The organism is Plantactinospora solaniradicis, assembly GCF_042658085.1.
Lineage (GTDB): Bacteria > Actinomycetota > Actinomycetes > Mycobacteriales > Micromonosporaceae > Plantactinospora > Plantactinospora solaniradicis.
This window is the reverse complement of record NZ_JBHSPR010000029.1, coordinates 90,679-110,817: the sequence shown is the minus strand read 5'-3', so window position 1 is coordinate 110,817 and position 20,139 is coordinate 90,679. Positions and strand designations below refer to the sequence as shown.

Annotated in this window: 17 protein-coding genes; 7 read left to right on the top strand and 10 right to left on the bottom strand. The window is 70.5% G+C overall.

Features of this window, described 5'->3' with window-relative positions; genetic code table 11:
• Positions 1-174 precede the first annotated feature (174 nt).
• Positions 175-876 carry a hypothetical protein gene (locus ACFP2T_RS28330; protein WP_377426837.1) on the bottom strand — a complete coding sequence of 234 codons (702 nt, stop codon included), beginning with the start codon at positions 874-876 and terminating at the stop codon, positions 175-177.
• A gap of 262 nt (positions 877-1,138) precedes the next feature.
• Here ACFP2T_RS28330 and ACFP2T_RS28325 point away from each other — a divergent pair, with 262 nt between their 5' ends.
• The gene (locus ACFP2T_RS28325) at positions 1,139-1,600 is read left to right on the top strand and encodes a GNAT family N-acetyltransferase (RefSeq protein ID WP_377426835.1); all 462 of its coding nucleotides are present in this window, start codon (positions 1,139-1,141) and stop codon (positions 1,598-1,600) included.
• A 143-nt stretch (positions 1,601-1,743) separates the two neighbouring features.
• On the opposite strand, the gene ACFP2T_RS28320 is transcribed toward ACFP2T_RS28325, so the two are convergent.
• The 4 genes from ACFP2T_RS28320 to ACFP2T_RS28305 form a co-directional block, all read right to left on the bottom strand.
• Entirely contained in the window at positions 1,744-2,358 is a 615-nt protein-coding gene (locus ACFP2T_RS28320) for a hypothetical protein (protein ID WP_377426832.1), read from the bottom strand.
• Positions 2,359-2,592: 234 nt separating this feature from the next.
• Complete coding sequence (locus ACFP2T_RS28315) at positions 2,593-3,087, bottom strand: DinB family protein (RefSeq protein WP_377426830.1); 495 nt, start codon at positions 3,085-3,087, stop codon at positions 2,593-2,595.
• A gap of 89 nt (positions 3,088-3,176) precedes the next feature.
• On the bottom strand, positions 3,177-3,806 hold the full coding sequence (locus ACFP2T_RS28310; protein ID WP_377426827.1) for a hypothetical protein: 630 nt from the start codon (positions 3,804-3,806) through the stop codon (positions 3,177-3,179).
• Positions 3,807-4,063: 257 nt separating this feature from the next.
• Positions 4,064-4,462: a hypothetical protein gene (locus tag ACFP2T_RS28305; RefSeq protein WP_377426824.1), complete on the bottom strand. Its 399-nt coding sequence runs from the start codon at positions 4,460-4,462 to the stop codon at positions 4,064-4,066.
• A gap of 257 nt (positions 4,463-4,719) precedes the next feature.
• On the opposite strand from ACFP2T_RS28305, the gene ACFP2T_RS28300 reads away from it, so the two are divergent.
• Complete coding sequence (locus tag ACFP2T_RS28300) at positions 4,720-5,103, top strand: hypothetical protein (RefSeq protein WP_377426821.1); 384 nt, start codon at positions 4,720-4,722, stop codon at positions 5,101-5,103.
• A gap of 125 nt (positions 5,104-5,228) precedes the next feature.
• Here the strand turns inward: ACFP2T_RS28300 and ACFP2T_RS28295 are convergent, their stop codons facing one another.
• The gene (locus ACFP2T_RS28295; protein ID WP_377426819.1) at positions 5,229-6,173 is read right to left on the bottom strand and encodes a sporulation protein; all 945 of its coding nucleotides are present in this window, start codon (positions 6,171-6,173) and stop codon (positions 5,229-5,231) included.
• 189 nt (positions 6,174-6,362) lie between these two features.
• Here ACFP2T_RS28295 and ACFP2T_RS28290 point away from each other — a divergent pair, with 189 nt between their 5' ends.
• A complete protein-coding gene (locus ACFP2T_RS28290; RefSeq protein WP_377426816.1) occupies positions 6,363-7,253 on the top strand; it encodes an LLM class flavin-dependent oxidoreductase in 891 nt (296 codons plus the stop codon).
• Positions 7,254-7,321: 68 nt separating this feature from the next.
• Here the strand turns inward: ACFP2T_RS28290 and ACFP2T_RS28285 are convergent, their stop codons facing one another.
• Positions 7,322-8,716: a cellulase family glycosylhydrolase gene (locus tag ACFP2T_RS28285; protein ID WP_377426813.1), complete on the bottom strand. Its 1,395-nt coding sequence runs from the start codon at positions 8,714-8,716 to the stop codon at positions 7,322-7,324.
• A 195-nt stretch (positions 8,717-8,911) separates the two neighbouring features.
• Positions 8,912-10,327 carry a M1 family metallopeptidase gene (locus ACFP2T_RS28280; protein WP_377426810.1) on the bottom strand — a complete coding sequence of 472 codons (1,416 nt, stop codon included), beginning with the start codon at positions 10,325-10,327 and terminating at the stop codon, positions 8,912-8,914.
• Between the two features lie 260 nt (positions 10,328-10,587).
• Between ACFP2T_RS28280 and ACFP2T_RS28275 the strand changes: the two genes are divergently transcribed.
• The 3 genes from ACFP2T_RS28275 (at position 10,588) to ACFP2T_RS28265 (ending at position 14,795) form a co-directional block, all read left to right on the top strand.
• Complete coding sequence (locus tag ACFP2T_RS28275; RefSeq protein WP_377426807.1) at positions 10,588-11,550, top strand: TIGR03557 family F420-dependent LLM class oxidoreductase; 963 nt, start codon at positions 10,588-10,590, stop codon at positions 11,548-11,550.
• A 5-nt stretch (positions 11,551-11,555) separates the two neighbouring features.
• Positions 11,556-11,678 carry a hypothetical protein gene (locus tag ACFP2T_RS28270; RefSeq protein WP_377426804.1) on the top strand — a complete coding sequence of 41 codons (123 nt, stop codon included), beginning with the start codon at positions 11,556-11,558 and terminating at the stop codon, positions 11,676-11,678.
• Between the two features lie 144 nt (positions 11,679-11,822).
• On the top strand, positions 11,823-14,795 hold the full coding sequence (locus tag ACFP2T_RS28265; RefSeq protein WP_377426801.1) for an AfsR/SARP family transcriptional regulator: 2,973 nt from the start codon (positions 11,823-11,825) through the stop codon (positions 14,793-14,795).
• Here the strand turns inward: ACFP2T_RS28265 and ACFP2T_RS28260 are convergent.
• A complete protein-coding gene (locus tag ACFP2T_RS28260) occupies positions 14,712-16,412 on the bottom strand; it encodes a carboxylesterase/lipase family protein (RefSeq protein WP_377426798.1) in 1,701 nt (566 codons plus the stop codon). The two genes, ACFP2T_RS28265 and ACFP2T_RS28260, sit on opposite strands and share 84 nt — an antisense overlap.
• 249 nt (positions 16,413-16,661) lie before the next feature.
• Between ACFP2T_RS28260 and ACFP2T_RS28255 the strand changes: the two genes are divergently transcribed.
• Positions 16,662-17,627, top strand: a complete 966-nt coding sequence (locus ACFP2T_RS28255; RefSeq protein ID WP_377426796.1) for a TetR/AcrR family transcriptional regulator C-terminal domain-containing protein — start codon at positions 16,662-16,664, stop codon at positions 17,625-17,627.
• Positions 17,628-17,714: 87 nt separating this feature from the next.
• Here ACFP2T_RS28255 and ACFP2T_RS28250 read toward each other — a convergent pair.
• On the bottom strand, positions 17,715-20,139 hold a 2,425-nt coding region (locus ACFP2T_RS28250; protein ID WP_377426793.1), incomplete at its 5' end, for a lanthionine synthetase LanC family protein.

Genomic DNA, 20,139 nt, shown 5'->3' with positions numbered 1-20,139 from the left:
GCACCTCGGCGTCATGATCAGGTGCACGCTCATCGGCACGACCGGACGTCATGCGACGCGGGAGGCTCGGCCACGGAACGTGACGGTGCTGGTTGGTGGCGCCGCGCACGGTCCGCGGCAATTGAGTGCACGCATCATGGATGCGTTGAGCCTGTTCTCGTTCGTTCGCCCTGTTCAAGAGTCGGTTCGATGATCCAGCGATAGCCGCACTGGGTCGTCACCGTCGATATGCAGTAAGCCCTTCGCCTCAGCGACTGCCAGCGCTTTGCGTACGGCTGTGTTGCTGACGAGAAGCCGCTTGGCCAGATCGCCGATGCTGGTCTCCAGCGGCAGCCGAGGAGTCCATCTCAGTAGCGCTTCGATGTCCCCGGCCACGCCCGAGGGCTGGTCTCCCGTCTCGGAGCTACGGGTGAACCAGGCGGGCAGTTCTCTGACTGGGTTCGGCCAGAATCGGATTAGCCAGTAGTACCCGTCGCCGTCAGTCGGCCGGCGTGCGACTCGTACCCGGAACCACTCCGTGTCGCCGAGGTGGAGGTCGGTCTCACCGTAGCCGCCGGTCAGGTCGGTCAGGGTCAATTCGCCCGAGCTTGATCGGAACGGTGTTTCCAGGACGTCATCGAAGTCGGCGTGCTCGGCCGGAGGCGGTGCGTCGTGCAGCTCAACACGCACTGTATGGCCGGACAGGCCAGGGGCCTGAGCGGCGATCCAGCCCGCGCCCGATCCGGCGAATGCCCCGGTCGGCATGTCTCCGCGATCGCGGTGATGCGGGATCTGTGGGTCCTCGTCCGGCTTCCACGCCTGGTTCGTGTCGGCGAGAATCATAATCCCGTAGTCCGGATGGTAGTCGTCAGCTTCGAACGCGCGCATCACCGCCACGAGACCCAGGCTATAACTCGTGTTGAAGCCGGGCTCGATAGCGCAGCTGTCGCGGCCGACCAGGAGCGTCGGACGACGCCGTGGCCTCCACCATCTCCTTCATGTGATCGGTCGGAGCCGGTGATGGGACCATTCGCTCATCGGCACGAGCGTGCGTTCGGCAGCCGAACGATGGTGCACGGAGAGTGACGGGGTGCCGGTGTCCGGCGCGCCCGGTCGGCGGCAGTTGAGGATGCTCGAGGCTCGGCGATAAGCTACTGATGTGCCCCGGTCTGCGCTGGTTCCTATTTACTTCGCCGTTCCCGGCGAGCTCACAGCCAAGCGATTTCGCTTGGAGCCACTTGGCCCCCAGCACAATGAGCCAGATCACGCGGCATGGACCAGCAGCATTGAGCACATCCGGTCGACGCCGGGTTTCGAGGATGGAAGCTGGCCCCCGATAGACGGGATGTCCCTGGAGCAGAACCTTACTGACCTGCGCAGACATGCAGAAGATTTCGCCCGGAGAGTCGGCTTCACGTACTCCGTGATCGAGGTGCCGGCTGATGAGGTGATTGGCTGCGTCTACATCTACCCAGCACGCGACGATGAAACGATTGTGGAGGTACGCTCCTGGACGCGCGTCGCTCGGGCTGAACTGGACAAGCCGCTGTACGAGGCGGTGTCCAAATGGCTTTCCACCGACTGGCCCTTCGCAAGAGTGCGGTACGCACCACGACCGTAGAACGGCCCGCATCATCGGTTACATCAGAGGTACTCTTCTCGGCAGCTGCGGACGTCGGCCGGCCCTGGAGGCCGCCCACGGAGCGTGACGGCTAGGGCTGGTGGGGGCGCGCACGCTCGGCGGCAGATCCGTGCACCTCGAACTCATGGGACGAGAGGCGTCGGCCGGTCGTCGAACTCACGGTGCCAGACCCGTTGCCAGCGTTCCTCGATCTGGGAGGCACGCCAGCGTGCGGCGGGGCCGTCCGGATGGACGCCGCAGGTCGAGCATGCACGGCCCGGGCGGCGCCGTTCGATGCCGCATGCCAGGCAGTGCCTGTCGACGTCGACTCCGGCATCGTAGCGATCGAGGACCGCCTGGACGACCGTGGCGAGAGGTCCCGTCGGGTGGTGCTCAGGGTCGGGACAGTAGGCGATCTGGGACCAGCCCCACGAGTTCCAGGGCGGCGACGTCCGTGGGGTTCGCATGCCAGTCGCCTTCTCTCGACGCCGCAAGGCGGCGTACTCCTGCGCACGATGCAGGACCAATTCGCGTGTCCGCTGTAGTTCGTCGGCGGCGCGCACGAGCGCGTCGAGATCGTCGGTGAGCCTGCGTGGGATACGGGCGGCGACGACCAGGTGGTGCCAGGTGGCGCGGAATCCGTATGGGGCGCAGTGCAGAGCGCACTCCCGCAATGCGTAGAGTCTGCGCTGCGGTGCGAGCGTGTTGTCGCGGACACGGCAGGCCTGCGCAGGAAAGCTGGTCACGGAGCCAATCATGGCGCTCTCCGGAGGACGGCACGACCACGTTTCGGGTGCCCGGACGGACCACAAAGCAGGACGAGACGGCCCCTCAGCAGTACCAGTTGGCGATTGCACCACGACGCCATCTGCGCGTCAGATCAGTCCGTGCGTTCCTCACCGTCACCTGGCCGATCTTTCGGGCCGGTGATGTCGGAGCGGTCGACGAGGGTGCGTAGCGCTGGATGGGATGCGGCCCCGAACCGCGATTTCCTACCGACGGGTGACGCCGTCGATAAGCTCCCGCAGGATGTCGGCGTGACCGGCATGCCGGATGGTCTCGCTCGTCATGTGGGCGAGCACCCAGCGAAGCGTACGAGGCACGTCACCGACCGGCTGCGCGGTGAGGACGTCCGGACCAGCGGCTGCGCTGAGGTGGGCGTCGCTTTCGGAGATCGCAGCCCGATAGCGGGCAACGATCTGATCTGGGGACCGGCCTGGCTCGACCATCATGTCGAGGTCCACCTCGGCGTAGCGCGGGTCGCCGGCGAACGTGTAGCCGAACCAGTACCGTTCGGCGTCGGTCAAGTGCTGGACCAGGCCCAGCAGTGTGGTGTCGGAGACGACCAGGCGGCGCCGCAACTGCTCCTCGTTCAAGCCCGCGACCTTCTTCAGCACGCATGATCGGGCGAAGGACAAGAAGGCGAGGGCGGTGTCGAACTCGCCACCGTCGTTGCGCGGCACGGCTTCGCGTTGGGATTCGATCATGGCCCGACCTTACGGCCGAACCAGTTCGCCGACATGGACCAGGCGATCACCACACTGTCGATGCTCTTCAGGGCGCCGGCTGGGCCTTGTTACCAGCGCATGAGGTCGAGGAAGCCGTCGGCGTCCGGGAACACGGCGTCCTCGGTGAACCCACCGACGTAGACGACGGCCTCCTCGTCCTGACCGTAGGAGAAGCCGTCCAGGGCCGGGCCGACCACGAGGATGTTGCCGCCGCGTCGCCAGGCGGCGTACCGCCACGAGTACCGGCCGATGGCTATGCGCGTGCCCTCGGTCCGCACATCACACTCCGGTGGGCCGAGCCGTTCGGCGAACCGGTCGACGGCGGCGTCGACGTGCGCCCCGAATTCCTCACGTCCAGCCCCCCGCTGGCTGGACCAGCCGGGCAGCGCGCCCCAGAAGTCGTCCGACCACAGCTCTCCGCCAACGAAGTAGGAGTGGACGAACGGCATGTAGAAGCAGGAGTCGCCGTAGACGGCGTGACCGGTGGCGGTGACGAAGCGCGCCTCGTCGGTCGGCACCTCGTCGTCGGACCAGCCGAGGCCGCGCATCGCCCTGTCGGTGATGTCCGGATCGTTCCACGGCAGGTCCGCCAACTCGACGATCTGACCGGCCAGTTCCGGACCGATAGGGCACGCGGCGACGTAGCTCTCGACGACAATCTCGTCTTCGCCGTTCTCCGGCGGATGATCTTCCGGCACGGCCCAGGATTCTCCAGAACCTGGAGCCGCCTGGCGCGCGCGGGCGGACCGGGGCCGACGTGCCGCCCCCGCACCCCCAGTGCCACGAGCGACACCGACCCGTGCACGGGATCGCTCGCGGAACGGCGTTGAAGGCCATCCGGATTCTGGTCGACGAAGGATCTGCTTACGTCGTGGCCGGCAAGGGCACGTACGTCAAGCGCAAGGACTTAATCGGGGGCAGGAGACAACTCCGACCCCCGACCGCGTGTTGTCGACTACTTGTCCGTGAAATTGCCGATCTGCCGGGCCTGGCCGGACGCGTCGCTGGTCGACCCGGATGCCGGGGTGTTCATGCCGCCGGTGGTCGCGTCCCCGGTGGTGGTCGGCGCGACGTTCCCGCCGGGTGGGCGGGGTCGGCGCCGAACACTGGCCGGTCCGGCCTTCCGGCCCCCGGTTGTCGTGATCACGCCCCGGTTCCGGGTCGGCCCACCGTCGCGCAGTACATCCGGATCGCGCGCCCCGTCCGCCGGATCCTCGATGTCGAGTTCGTGCGCCTCGCGCCCCTCGTCGACCGGCAGAGTGACCTCCTCGATCGCGCCGGGCGCGTACTCCCCGCGACTGACCCGGTCTTCGGCCCGCCGGGCCGACTGCCGCCGTTCGTCGTCTCCGCGCACGTCCACCACCTCGCCGTCTCGTTGTTGTCCGGGGTGTCCCCGGTGCCCGGGTTCCCAAACGCCGGGCGACGGACCCCGGTCGACCACGATCCGCGCGGCGCCCCGCTGGGCGGAGCTGGCCGCCGCTTGACCAGCCCGTTTGCTGGCGGCCCGCTGTTTGTGGCCTACCCGGTCGGGTAGGCAGCGGGTGCCGGGCCGTGGTGATGCCGCGGCCACGGGAGGTCGCAAGAGATCTCATCGAATCCGAGGAGGAAAAGATGAGTACGCAGACCCCGTCCAGGCAGCCGGTGGGCCAGCAGGCCATGCAGTCGGCGCCGACCCGGGAAATGGGCGCCCAGAACATCTCCAACCAGCAGATACAGCAGACATTGTCGGAGATGCAGCGCCGGATGGACGAGCCGACGCGGCGGAACCCGGGGAACGAAACCAAGCCGGCTTACCGGACGACCGAGTTCTACATCTATCTCGCCGCAGTGGGTGGCACCTTGCTCGCCTCTGAACTGGTTGGCCGGAACTCCGTCGGCGTGGACGTGTTCCGCGCGGACAACGCCTGGTTCTTCATCACCCTGCTGACCATCGCCTACCTTGGTAGCCGTGGACTGGCGAAGCTGGGTAGCTCCTGGCGGCACGGCAGGCGGTAACGACACTCCGGGCGCCTGAGGACCGGGCGTAGCCGGAGTGTCCCGAGCAGTGGCGACATGCCACGGGGGTCGCGGTCCCCGCCGGATTCGGCGGGGACCGCGACCCTTTGCTGCTACTCCCCCGGCTACTCCCCGCCGAAGTCGCCGAAGTCGCCCTCGAAGGCGTCCTCCAGCATCTCGCCGGCGACCATGCCGCCGGCCAGGCCGAGCGCGGCACCGGCGACGACGCCGCCGGCCCCGTGCCGGCCGTGGTGGCCGCCCTGCTTGCCGGGGTGACCGAAGCCGGGGTGCCGGCCGTAGCTGGCGACCGTCTGCCCGAGCCAGCCCTCCACCCGGGCCCGCCAGTCGACCTGGTCGACCTCGACGTGCGTTGCGGTGTACCGGCCGACGGTGTCGTGTCCGCCGGAGAACATCCCGCCGCGCTTGTCACACTCGATGATGACGTCCACGCCATGCTGGTGGGTGACGAAGGTCAGCTCGACCTCGCGAATCGCGTTCGCGTACTGCGGTGCGGCGAAGAACTCGATCTCCTGGTAGAACGGCAGCGTCTGCTGGACGCCGTAGATGTGCCCGCGTTCCAGGTCGGCGTTCTTGAACTGGAAACCGAGCTGGGCGAACGCCTCCAGGATCTTCTCGTGCACCGGCAACGGGTGCACGGCGATCGCGTCGAGGTCGCCCTTGTCCACCGCACGGGCGATCGCCAGTTCGGTACGCAGCCCCATCGTCATCCCGCGCAGCCGCTGGCCGTAGACGTCGGTGATCGGGGTTTCCCACGGCACCGGAAGCTGGAACGGGATCATGACTTCCTGCTTGGCCTCAAGCCGCATGGCACCGCTCACCGGAAGCCGGTAGAACTCCATGGTGCCGGCGTACTCGCTGTCGCCGGCCTCCATCTCGACCCGGGTGACCAGGGCCAGGGTGATCTGCTCGATGTCGGCCGGGCTGTCGCCGCCACGCAGGTTCACCTGTCCGTCGAGCACCAGGCCGGGCCGGGTGTTCGGGTTGGTCAGCACCGTGTCCACGCTCGGACCACCGACGCCGAGCGCGCTCAACATCTTCCTGAAGACCATTTGGTTACTCCTGTTTACGGCGGATTTGCCGCTGTCTACGACGGACGTGGCCCCGGGTTTCGGGCCCAATCCTCCACGGTGGATCATCACGGCACGTCCGTGACCCTATTCACCGTAGCTGTGAGGTTGCTGAGAGCGTTCACACCATCACCGGATCGGGTGACTTTTGTCGGGCGTAAACTCCCGATCATGCGCGTTGGTATCGTCATCCTTCCCGACCAACGGTGGTCCGTGGCCGAGCACCGGTGGCGCCGGGCCGAGGAGTGGGGGTTCGACCACGCTTGGACGTACGACCATCTGGGCTGGCGGGACCTGGTGGACGGTCCGTGGTTCGACGCGGTCGGTACCTTGACGGCCGCGGCCATGGTGACCTCCCGGATCCGTCTCGGCACCCTGGTCGCCTCCCCCAACTTCCGGCATCCGGTGCACTTCGCCCGGCAGGTCACCGGACTGGACGACGTCTCCGCCGGGCGGGTGCTGCTCGGGCTCGGCGCCGGTGGCATCGGTTTCGACTCGGCGGTGCTCGGTGGCGAGACCCTCTCCCCCCGGCATCGGGTCGACCGGCTGGCCGAGTTCACCGAGCTGCTGGACCTGCTGCTGCGCGAGGACAAGATCACCTGGCGCGGCGACTACTACGCGGCGGTCGACGCGCGAAGCAATCCGGGCTGCGTCCAGACGCCCCGGGTACCGTTCGTCGTCGCCGCGAACGGCCCGCGCTCGATGCGGCTCGTCGCCCGGTACGGCCAGGGCTGGGTGACGACCGGGCTACGGGACGGCGACGACGACCTCGACGCCTGGTGGCGTTCCGTGGCGGACCTGTCGGGGCGGCTCGACGAGACGCTGGCCGCCACCGGTCGCGATCCCGCGACCCTGGACCGCTACCTCTCGCTCGACTCCGCACCCGTCTTCTCGCTCTCCAGCACCGGTTACTTCACCGAGGCAGTCGGCCGGGCCGCCGAACTCGGTTTCACCGACGTGGTCACGCACTGGCCGCGCGAATCGAGCTGGTACGCGGGTGACGAGGCCGTGCTGGCCGAGGTGGCGACCGAGGTGCTGCCCAAGCTCCAGCAGCGCGCCTGACGGTGTGACGCGGGAGCCGGTGCGGAGGACCGTCCTGGCCCACCGCACCGGCTCTGGCGTTACCTCGATCAGCTAGCGGTGCAGCTCGGTGACATCCCCGTGCCGCTGCCGCTGCCCTGGAAGCCGAACTCGACCGACTGCCCGGCGGCGATCCGGCCGTTGTGGCTCACGTTGCTGAACGTGACCGTGCCGGTGGTGCCGCTGGCCTGGGCGTTCCAGGAGTTGGTGACCGCGGCGCCGGACGGAAGAGCGACGCTCACCCGCCAGCCGTTGGTGCCCGAGGAGCCGGCCGTCACCCGTACGGTGGCCACGAAGCCCCCGTTCCAGGAATTCAGCGACACCGTGGCCGTACAGCCGCCGCTGCCACCCGGCGGGGTGGTCGGCGGAGTCGTCGGCGGCCGGGTGGTGGGCGGAGTCGTCGGCGGCCGGGTGGTCGGGCCGGTGGTCGGCGGGTTCGTTCCGCCGTAGACGGTCGCCTCCCGGGCCGTCTGGCGGATCCCGTTCGCACCGTTGAAGATCCGCTGACCCCACGACGTCAACTGGCTCACGTTGAAGTTGGTCACCATGTCGAGGTATTCGACGCCACCGCCGTTGCCGCTCCACGACCAGCCGATGTAACCGATCCCGTTGGCCTGGGCGTACGACATGATGGTGTCCTCGTCCGGGTTGCCGTCCGAGTGGTTGTGGCCGAACTCGCCCACGACGATCGGCAGGTTGGCGCTGCGGAACCGGCCGAGGTAGTCGGTGATCTCGGCGGCGGTGTCGAAGACGCCGTACATGTGGATCGAGAAGACGGTGTTCCGGTCCGGGTCGGCGTTGAACACCGACTGGGCATTGTCTCGCATGATGAAGCGCCAGTCCTGACCCCAGTTCGGGGCGTCGACCATGATGGTGTGGTCGAATCCGGCGTTGCGCAGCCGGGTGATCGCGTTACGGGTGGCGGTCGGCCAGGTGGCGCTGGTGGCCTCGTTGTTGCCGAACGGCTCGTTTCCGATGTTCAGGATGACGTAGTTCTCCTGGCCGGCCAGGGCACTCTGGATGCTGATCCAGTAGCTGACCGCCTGGTCGAGGGTGATGGCCGCGCCCTCTTCGCCGTACCCGGTGGTGTCGTGCACCTCCAGGACGCAGATCAGCCGGTTCGCCTTGCACAGCGAGATCACGTTGGAGACGTCGCTGGCGCTGTTCTGGGTCCACCGCGCGCCGCTGCTGAGCACCACCCGTACGGTGTTCGCGCCCAGCGATTTGATGTTGGCGAATGAACCGGTTTGGCTGGCGTACCAGGTGTGCGCGTGGCTGACGCCGCGCATGATGAACTGGTTGCCGTTCGCGTCGAGCAACCGCCCGCCGCTGACTGTGAAACCAGCCGCTGCCTGAGCCGGCTGGGCCACGATGACCAGGGAGACGACCACGGCAACGACGAGCGCGATCAGGGCCGACGCGGCGGCATAGATTCGTTTTCTCATGACCTACCTCGGGGAGAACCCCATGACGGGGGGAACGTGAGGGATTGGCAACTGCAGCCCGACAGTTACCACCCGACTCCCTGCGGCGGCACGGATCAGGGTAGGCCGATGGAGAAGTTAACGCAACCGGTTAAGTAGCCCTCCACCAGTACACCGGTGGAGGGCTACTTAACTCGGTTCACCAGGACGCTCGGTTCACCAGGACGTCGGCTTGCCCGGGGTGTAGAGCCAGGTCTGGAAGAAGCCGTCGAGTTGGCGCTTGGAGACCTTCTCGGCGAGCCGGACCAGGTCGGCGGTGCTGGCCGTGTCGTTCCGGTTCGTGGAGTACCAGGTCCGGAGCAGTGCGAAGAAGGCCCGGTCCCCGATCTTCGTACGGAGTGCGTGCAGCGTCATCGCGCCCTTGGTGTACACCGAGCCGGCGAAGAGGTTCGTGGCTCCCGGGTCGCCGGGCGGCGGGCTCCAGAAGCTGGCCGTCGCCGGGCGGGCGTAGGCCGTGTCGAACTGCTGCTGCGCGGTGGGACCGCCGGTGTGCTCCTCCCACAACCACTCGGCGTAGCTGGCGAAACCCTCGTTGAGCCAGATGTCCTGCCAGCGCGCCGGGCTGACGCTGTTGCCGTACCACTGGTGGGCCAGTTCGTGCGCCACCGTGCCCTCGCTGGGCGGGCCGGAGTAGATCGGCCGGGTCTGGGTCTCCAGGGCGTACCCGGCATCCTCGTCGTCGTCGACGATCGCGCCGTACGAGGTGAACGGGTAGCGGCCGAACAGGTCGGCGAAGTAGGCGATCATCTCCCTGGTCCGGGCCAGTCCGGCGGCGGCGTCCGGCCCCAGGTCCCGATCGACGGCGTCGATGATCGGCAACCCGTGCGGGCCGGTCGAACGCCGCAGGTCGTAGTCGCCGACCGAGGCAGTGGAGAGGTAGCTGGCCATCGGGTCCCGGGCCCGCCAGACGAAGGTGGTCCAGCCCTTGCTGGTCCGCTGGTCGACGAGTTCACCGTTCGCGACGGCGGTCTTGCCCGCCGGCACCGTGATCCGGAAGTCGTAACTGGCCTTGTCGGTGGGGTGGTCGTTGACCGGGTACCAGGTGGAGGCGCCGTCCGGCTCGTTCGCGACGAAGGAGCCGTCCGGGGTGGAGACCCAGCCGTAGAGGGCGCCCTCGACGTCGGTCGGCCGTCCGGTGGTGCCGTCGTACCGGACCACCACGGTGAACCGCTCACCCCGGGACAGCCCCGACTTCGGCGACACCCGCAGTTCCTGACCGTCCCGGTCGTAGCGGGCCGAGCGGCCGTCGACGGTCACCGACCGTACCTCGAAGCCACGCAGGTCGAGGTTGAACCGGGACAGCCGGTCGGTGGCCCGGGCGTCGATCGTGGCGACTCCGGTGAAGGCCCGGCTGGACGGCTCGTAGCGGATGTCGAGTCCGTAGTGGAGCACGTCGTATCCGCCGTTGCCGGCCGCCGGGAAGTAGTTGTCGCCGGCACCGGGCGCACCTGGTCCGCCCCCGGCGCCGTCGTGGCCGGACCCCCGGCCGGTCGCAGTGGCGGGGGTGGCGCCGAGAGAGAGCGTGACCGTCGCCGCCACGAGCACGGCACCGACACGTCGAGAGATCACCATGGTCGGACACGTTAATACGGCTGCTCATCCCGGGGGAAGACGCACCGGCACGCGGCGCCCGGGCGGCCGGCGGAACCGGCCCCCCGGGCGCCGTCATCCCCACCACAAGGATGATGCACCGGTGATCCTTAACCGGTTAAGGACGAAGCTACTCCGGACGTCGACAGATAGTCAAGGACGTCACTGAATCGACACGGCCAGGATTCACCGCGACCGAACCGGGTAGACAAGCGAAATCGCCCATCGCGGAGGAGGTCGACATGGTCGGAGTGGGCTACACGTTGATGTGCGAACAGACCGGACCGAAGGAACTCGTCGAACAGGCGGTCCGGGCCGAGCAGGCCGGGTTCGACTACCTGGTCATCTCCGACCACTACTACCCCTGGCTGGACGCCCAGGGCCACTCCCCGTACGCCTGGTCCGTGCTCGGCGCGGTCGCCCACGCCACCTCCCGGATCAAGCTGATGACCTACATCACCTGCCCGATCCGGCGCTACCACCCGGCGGTGGTGGCGCAGAAGGCGGCGACGATCGGAGTGCTCTCCGACGGTCGGTTCACCCTCTCGCTCGGCGCCGGGGAGAACCTGAACGAACACGTCGTCGGCGCGTGGCCACACGTGCACCAGCGGCACGAGATGCTCGAGGAGGCGTTGCAGATCATCCGGCCGCTGCTCGACGGCGACAACCTGTCGTACTCCGGCAACCACTTCGAGGTTCCCGAGGCGTACCTCTGGGACCGGCCGGAGACGCCGGTCCCGATCGCCGTCGCGGCCTCCGGGCCGCACTCCGTCGCCCTCGTCACCGAGTACGCGGACGCGCTGGTCTGCGACAACCCGGACGCGGCGGTGGTCCGGATGTACGACGAGGCCGGCGGCACCGGCAAGCCGCGTTACGGCCAGGCGGCGATCTGCTACGGGCCCGACGAGGACGCCTGCCGCAAGACGGTGCACGACCAGTGGCGGTGGGCCGCGCTGAACTGGACCGTCAAGGCGGAACTGCCCGGCCCCGAGTCCTTCGTCAGCGCCAGCGATCACATCCGGCCCGAGGACATCGCACAACTCGTGCCGTGCGGACCGGACCTGGAGGCACACGTCTCGGCATTCCAGAAGTACGTCGACGCCGGCTTCACCGACGTGGCGTTCGTCCAGGTCGGCGTCGAGGGCCAACCGATGTTCCTGGACTGGGCGCAGGACGAGCTGCTGCCCCGGCTCCGAGAGCTCTGACCGGCATGCGCTTCGGCCGGGTCGAGATCCGCCCGCTCGGCGGCGGGCTCGGCTGCCTACTGATGATCCTGATCTCGATTCTGGGATCGATCGCGCTCACCGTCCTGGTCAACCTGGCACTTGACTGACCGACCTCGCGCCGCAGACCCTCGCCCGGCCGCGCGGGCGATCCTCCCGGGTCGTCGGGTCTGGTGTCCCTGGCTCGACACCGACGGTTGGACCAGGCTCGGCCTCGGCGGCCGTACGGCTGTCACGGCGAGGCGGTGACGCGTATGCGGTACAGAATCCTGGGTCCTCTGGCGATCGAGGCTGCCGGTGTCCCACTCCGGATCCGGAGCGGGCGGGTCTCGGCCCTGCTCGCCACTCTGCTCCTGGAAGCCAACCGTACGGTGCCGACCGAGCGGCTGATCGAGGCGGTGTGGGACTGGCACGCCCCGCCGACGGCCCGCTCCCAACTGACCATCGTGGTCTCCCAGCTCCGCCGGCTGCTCGCTCGGGCCGGCGCGCCGCCGACGGCGGTGGTCACCGAGACCGCCGGCTACCGACTCGCCGCGTCGGCCGACGAGATCGACTCGCTGCTGTTCGAGCAGTGGGTCGGCGAGGCGGAGCGGGCTGCGGCGGCCGGGGCCTTCGCCGACGCCGCCGCGAAGCTCCGGGCCGCGCTCGACCTCTGGCGCGGGCCGGCACTGGCCGGAATGGACGGCCAGGTGGTGCAGACCGCGGCCACCCTGCTCAACGAGCGGCGCGCGGCCGTGCAGTCCCGCCGCATCGAACTGGACCTCACCCTCGGACGGCACGAATCCCTCGTCACCGAGCTGGTCGGCCTCGCCTCCGCCGATCCGTTCAACGAGCGGCTGCACACGGACCTGATCATCGCCCTCTACCGGTCCGGTCGGGTGACCCACGCTCTCGACGCCTTCGCAGAGTTCCGCCGCCGGTTGGCCGACGAGTTCGGCATCGAGCCGAGTCCGCAGCTCGCGGTGCTGCATCGTCAGATCCTCAACCGGGATCCGGTGCTCGATCCGCCGATCGGGACGGCTTCGTTCACGTCACCGGGGCCGACCGGCCGGAACGAGCCGGACCGGCCGGGCCGACGCCCCGGTGGACCGCCGGGCCACCGCCGGGCCGGCGGGCTGCCCGGCCGGCGTCCGGACGCACTGCCCCGGCGACGCCCCAGCGGGCAACCACGTGGCCCGGCGCACCGTCGGCCCGGCGGTCGGGACGGCACGGCCGTCCTGCCATGCGCCGGCTGGGTCGGGCTACCCGACCCCGGACTACCCGACCCCGGACTACCCGACGAGCCCGCTCGCACGGTCACGCCCGGGGCCGGACCGACCGCCACGATCCCCGCCGCCGCCGCAACGACCTCCCGGGTCTCGTCCGGGGCCGGCTCCGCCCCGGCACTCCTGCCAGCGGCTCCGGCCGAGCCGCGCGACATTCCGGTGACGCCGCGCCAGCTACCGCCCGCGGTGGCCGACTTCGTGGGACGGGGACCGGAGCTGGCCCGGATCCGCCGCGTCGTCGACGCCCGAACCGGGCGACCCGGTCCGGCCGTGGTCGTCGTCTCCGGTCTGCCCGGGGTGGGCAAGACGGCGCTGGCCGTCCGGGCCGGATGGCAGCTCGGTGGCGACCACCCCGACGGATGCCTGTACGCCGAACTCACCGACGGCCGGGACGTGCCGGTGGATCCGCACGAGGTGCTGGGTGCCTTCCTGCGCGCGCTCGGGGTGACCGACCGGTCGATCCCGGCCGACCGGACCGAACGGTGTGCCCTGTACCGCTCGGTCGTCGCGGAGCGCCGACTGCTCGTGGTCCTCGACGGTGCCGCCGACGAGCAACAGGTCCGGTCCCTGCTGCCCACCGGACCGGCCTCGGCCGCGCTGGTCACCGCCCGGCGTCCGCTCACCGGGCTGGACGGCGCCCACCTGGTCGCGCTCGACGGACTGCCGGTCGACTCGGCGGTCCGGCTGCTCACCGGGATGCTGCCCGAGCAGGTCGTCGACGACGTACCGGCCGCGCAGCGGGTGGCCCAGCTCTGCGACGGACTGCCGCTGGCGATCCGGGTCACCGGAAGCCGACTCGCGACCCGGGTGGAACACTCGCTGGCCCAGACCGCCGAGCGGCTGGCCGACGACACCCGCCGGCTCGACCGGCTCACCGAGGGCACTCGCGACGTACGGCGTGGGCTGGCCAGCGCCTACCAGCGGCTGGACCCGGTCGCGGCCACCCTGTTGCGCCGGCTGGGCTCGCTTCCGGTGGCCGAATTCCCGGGCTGGCTCGTCGTTCCGCTGCTGGACACCGATCGGAGCACCGCGGAACTCGCCCTGAACGAGTTGGTGGACGCCGGGCTGGTCAACCCTGGTCCAGCCGGGGCCGCCGGAACCGCACGCTACCGGATGCCCGAGCTGATCCGGTTGTACGCCCAGGAGCGGGTCGGCTTCGACGATCCTCCGCCGGTCCGGGCCACGGCCCTGCGCAGCGCGTACTGGTGGCTGCTGGAACTGACGCTGCGGGCCGACGAGCGGGTGCCCTGTCAGGTCTTCCCCGCCGGTGACCTCGGACCGCCGGAGGGGTTCGGACCGCCCGTCGACCTGCTCCGCGCCGTCGACGACGATCCGGTCGGATGGCTCGGTGCCGAGCGGGACCTCGTGGCCGCCGCCGTGACGCACGCGGCCACGCTGGGCGACACCGAACTGGCCTGGCGACTCGCCGTGGCGCCCACCAACTTCTTCCAGCTTCGCGGGTACGTCAAGGACTGGCAGCGCGCTCTCGACCACGCCGGTACGGCGTTGCGGGGCACGTCCGCGTCGAGCCGCGCCGAAGCCGTACTGGCACTGAGTTCCGCGCTGCTCCTGCTGGCCCGGGCCGAGCCCACCGCGGCGTGGTCGGCGGCCCGGACCGGGCGTCGGCTCTTCCGCGAACTGGGCGATCCGCAGCGGGTCGCGAGCTGCGCGACGGTGCAGTGGATGGCCGCCCGCCGGATGAACCCGGTGGCGCCGGTGGACCCGGCGGGCGGCGCCGCGAACGCCGTCCGGCGTACCGGCGACGATGTCGGGGCAGCGCCGACCACGCGCGGGTCGGCCCGGCATGCCGGGATCGCGCGTCGCGCAACCCCGGCACTGCGCCCGGCCGAACAGTCCGGACAGCTCACGTCGCAGGCGTCAGCCCATCGAACGCCAGAAGTCGTAGCGGTGGTCGCGGGCAAGGTCGGTCCGCCGGATCCCACCCGCGCCGGGGGCGAGTGACTGGACATACCGGGAGTCACCCTGGAAACGCGCCCAGTCGGGGCTGCCGGAACCGTTCGGGTTCCCGGTACGAGCGAACCGGGTCCAGTACCCGATCATCTGGTCGGCCAGTTGCCGCTGTTCGGCGCGGAGCGGCTCGACGTACCCGACGTCGAACAGGTAGGGCAGGTCGGCCAGGTGGTACGCGCCGGGCGGGAAGCTCAGCACCGGTTCGGTACGGAACCACGGCGCCTGGACGTCGGCGAACTCGTACGCGTAGGTCGGCACGTGCCGCGCGAACTGTGCGTCGGCGTCGAGCGCCGGGCGGACGTACTCGTGATCGGTCATGATCGCAGCCAGTGCCTCGCTGGCGCTGTCGTAGTCGTCGCGCGGGTAGCGCGCGTTCACCCGACCCGCCCGGTCACCGAAGAAGGCGTCGACCAGGTGCGGGTACTGGTCGTCGGTGAGTTCGCAGCGGCCGGTGCCCGGCCCGTCGGGGCAGTTCATGCCGGAACGTTCCATGCCCCACACCTGACCCCGGTACTCGTCGTGCGTGGTCCCGGTCAGTACCGGCACCTTGTGGAAGCGGCCGGTTGCCAACGCCCGCGCCGGGTCGACCGGCAGCACCGTCCCACCGGCGGACGGGCCGGGATCGTGCTCGGGACCGGGGAATCCGGCCGCCGTGATCAGGTCGGCGGCCGACTTCCCCCGCAGGCAACCGGCGGTCCCGCGCGGGTCCGTGTCGCACTCCAGTTTCGTGACCAGCGCCGTGGCCTGACCCTCGGCGGCCTGCCGGGTCTGCAAGGGGGTCGCGCAGGAGTTGCTCTGGATGATTGCCCGGTGGAACAGTCCGCCGGACGCCGGGGCCGCCAGGTGCGTGCAGACGCTGGTGGCCCCACCCGACTGGCCGAACAGGGTGACGTTGCCGGGATCACCCCCGAAGGCCGCCGCGTTGTCCCGGACCCAGCGGAGCGCCGCCTGCTGGTCCTCCAGGCCGAAGTTGCCCGACGTCGGCTGGCCCGGTCCGGCATCCAGTGCCGGGTGGGCCAGGAACCCGAGCGGACCGAGCCGGTAGTTCACCGTGACCACGACGACGTCGCCCCGGGTCGCCAGCGACCGGCCACCGTAGACGTCGCCCTGGCCGAACAGGAAGTGTCCACCGTGCAGCCACACCATCACCGGCAGCTTCTGGCCCGGTCGCGCCGCCGGAGTGGTCACGTTGAGGTACAGGCAGTCCTCCGACTCGCTCGGCTGATCCATCGGCAGGCCCCGCAACTGGGCGCAGGCCGGTCCCGGGCGGCTCGCGTCGCGGACGCCGGTCCACGGCGCGGCCGGCCGGGGCGTCCGCCAGCGCAGCTCTCCGACCGGCGGCGCCGCGTAGGGAATGCCCTGGAACGACCGGTGGTCGCCGGAGGCGGTTCCCCGGACCGTTCCGCGATCCGTCCGGACCACCGCCGGCCCGGATCGGGTCTCGCCCGCGTCGACCGGGTCGGCGGCCGCGACGGTCAGCAGCACGGTCCCGGCGCCGATCGCCGCGGCCACCGCGACCGTGCCGGCCAGGGCGCGGCGCCACGCGCGGGTTCGACGGCCGGTCGGCGCGGATCGGCGGGCACGGATCGCCCGGATGGTGTTTCGCACTGGTTCCTCCAAGGTCTGGTCAGGCGGATGTACGCCGTACGCAGCTCGTGCCCGTACGTCGTAGATTCACGTGGCACCATGGTCGACGTGGTGCGCTTTTCTCGTCAATCGACGAGTGGAGTGGCACTAGTGCACTAGTTTTCGCGACAAGCGGCCGACCTGCGGGATCACCGGGAGCCGTTCGGCGACCGGCTATCCTCGGTGCGCCAGTGCTCTAGTGCGACAGCGACGTCAACCCCGGAGGTGACCGTGACCCGCCCCGACCCGCCCTACCTCCGGATCGTCGCCGAGATCCGGCAACGGATCAGCACCGGCGAACTCGGCGCGGGCGACCAGATCCCGTCGACCCGTCAGATCATGCGGCAGTGGGGCGTCGCGATGGCGACCGCCAGCAAGGTGCTGACCGTGCTGCGCCAGGAGGGCCTGGTCCGGGCCGAGCCCGGCCGGGGCACGGTGGTGGTCGGCGACCAGGGGCGACCGCACCCGGGTTCGGCCGGAGCGGCGCCGCCACGTGCCACCCGGCGCCGTTCGGCGGGCGGGGCCGAGCCCGAGCTGACCCAACAGCACGTGGTACGGACGGCGATCGAGGTCGCCGACGCCGAGGGACTACCGGCGACGACCATGCGGCGGCTGGCCACGGAACTCCGGGTCGCCACGATGTCGCTGTACCGGCACGTCCGGGGCAAGGACCACCTGGTGGTGCTGATGGCCGATGCCGCGTTCGGCGAGGACGACCTGCCCGATCCGGCTCCGTCGGGTTGGCGGGCCCAACTCGAGTACGTCTGCCGGCTGCAATGGTCGATCTACCGGCGGCACCCGTGGCTGTCCCAGGTCGTCTCGCTCACCCGCCCGCTGCTGGCCCCCAACGCGATGGCGCACACCGAGTGGGCGATGCGAGCCGTCAGCGGCCATGGTCTCGACCTCGACACCGTGATCCACATCGCCGCCACGACCGCCAACTACGTACGGGGCACGGCGGTGAACCTGGAACGCGAGGCCGAGGCCGAACAGGACACCGGCGTCACCGACGACGAGTGGATGCGTACCCGGGGTGCGGCCGTCGCCGCCATGTTCAACGCCGGCGCGTTTCCCCTGCTCGCCAGCAGCGCCAACCGGCCCGACGTCGACCTGAACCTCGACAGCCTCTTCGAGTTCGGCCTGCAACGCCTGCTCGACGGCATGGTGCCACTGTTCCGGCCGCAGCCGAGCCGCTGAGCGGTAACCCGCGCCACGACGACGACCGGCCGGCCCCCACCGGAGCGGGGTCAGCGGCTGCCGAACGGTCCCCCGTCTGGAGCGGGGTCAGCAGCGACAGGCCGGGCCGCCGGGACAGCCGGCGGCGCGGTGGACGAGTGCGGTTCCCGGCAGCGCGACCAGCGGCACTCCGCTCCCGGGTGCCGGGAGTCCGGCGCCCGTCCCCGGGCCCGGTGCCGTCCTGGGCCGAGGCAGCAGGTCGGCGCCGCGGGCCAGTCCACGGTCGGGGTCCCGACGTGGCGTGACATCCGGATCGGGATGGAAGAGGCGCGGCCCGCCGTCCCGGAGCCGGAGCAGGAACGCCAACTGCCCGGCCAGGCCGGTACCGAATCCACCGTCGATCCGGCGGTCCGACTCGTCGGGCAGCAGCGCGACGCCGTCCCGGTAGACCCGGACCGCCCAGAGTCGCGCCGCGAGCGCCTCGGCCCACCGGACGTACCGCCCGTCACCCGTCGCGCGGGCGAGGTCGAGCAGGAAGTCTCCGTCACCCGGCAGCCCGTGCCAGTACGTCGTACCGGAGGCCCACCGCGCCCGCATCACCGCCCGGGCGGCGGCCACCGAGGCGCTCAGGTAGCGCGCCTCGCCGGTCCGGACGTACAGCCGACACAGGAAGGTGCCGACTCCGGCGGAACCGTCGTACCAGTGTGCCCGGGGCTTCGAGGCCGTCGGCGTACTCGGCCACAGCGCGGCGTCGTCGACGTACCGGGCGGCGTCGAGGAGCGTGTCGGCGCACCGGACGGCAGCGGCGGTCAGGTCCCGGCGCCCGAGCAGGTTCCCCGCCGAGAGGAGGAAGGCGCCGATGCCCGCGGTGCCGTGCGCAAAGCCGTACGAGCGGTGGCCGGCGAACGCGGAGTCGAACGACGGGTCGACGGTCCAGAGCATCGCGCCGGCGCGGTCGACCGTGTCGAGCAGGTGCCCGGCCGCCGCCGTGATCCGGTCCCGCAGTGCCGGCAGGTAGGTGTGCTGCCACAGGTGCAGCAGGCAGGTGCCGAGCCCGGCGACGCCGTGGCTCAGACCCGGATCGGGCCATACCACCGGTAACCGCAGCGCCAGTTCGACCGCCCGGTCCACCAGGTACGGTCGGCCGAGCAGCCGGCCGGCGTCGCAGAGTGCCCAGGCGGTTCCGGCGGAGCCGGCGTACAGCCCGGGAAGCCGGTGCGGCTCCTGGTCCAGGTGGTGCACGAGCCGGTCCAACAGGGCGTCGAGCACCCGACCGGCCCGCAACACCGTTCCGGGTTCGGACATCCGGCCGGGCTTCGGAATCTGGTCGGCCGGATCGGCCTGCACGGTCGACGATCGGTCGGCGATCAGCCGGGTCAGCACCGCGATCGGCCCGGCGATGCCGTGCCGCACCGTGCACGGCTCGACACCTCGACCGGAACCGCTGCTCGCCGGTTGCTGCCCGGTCGACCGGGCGCCACGGTCCCGGTCGTTGTCGGTGGCGAGCCGGGCGATCAGACCGCCGACCAGGTCCCGCCAGTTCCCCTCCGGCAGGGTCGGCAGTTCCGCGTCGGCTTCGCCACCGTCGGAGGTACGACACCGTTCCGGATCCGTCGACGTCGGATGCCCGCCGAGGCGCGGATCGGCACCCTCGCAGAGCGCGATGACCTCGTCGAACCCGATCCTGTCGCCCGGATCCTCCCGGAGCAGTCCGGTGATGACCCGGCGCAGCGCCGTCGGTATCGGACGTCCGCCGAGCGACGGCTCGACCAACGCGTTGACCCGTTCCTCCAGCGACCGCACCGGCGGGAGGCCCGGCGACCGGATCGAGGTGGTCCGGCCGACCAGGTGCAGCGCCAGCATGCCGAGACTGAACCGGTCCGCCGCGCCGTCCGGCGCTGCCCCCCGCAACTGCTCCGGGGCGACGAACCCGAGGAGGTCGGCACCGTCGAGGTCGAGGCAGGCCCAGTCGTCCGGTCCCCCGGTACGCAGCGCCGCCAGCCCGAGGTCGACCAGCCGAAGTTCCCCGTCGGGCAGCAGCAGCACGCTGTCGGGAGTGAGCTTCCGGAGCACCACGCCGACGGAGTGCACCGCCCGGACGAGCCGGGCCAGCCTGCCCAGCACGCCGAGCAGGGCCGCGACGTCCAGTCCGCCCGGCCCCGCCTCGGGGAAGTCCCGCACACCGAGCCGCAGCGGCTGTCCCGGCAGCAGTTCCTCGACCAGGAACCGGTGGTCCCCCTGCACGAACTCGCGCAGCGGCGCAGGGGCGACGCCGAGCGGTCCCAGGTGCCGCAACACCCGTGCCTCGTGCCCGAGCAGATCGCGGACGTCCCTGCCCCGGGCGTCCGTACCCACGTGTGGCCGCGCCTCCTTGATCAGCACCTCGGTTCCGGTACGCAGGTCTCGCGCCCGGTACACGCCACCCTTGTTGGCCTGCCGGATCGCGGTGCTCACCGCGTACCGGCCACCGATCAGCACTCCGGTCGGCCCGGCCGGGTCGACGGGCCCCGAGATCCCCGTCGACCCGGCCGCC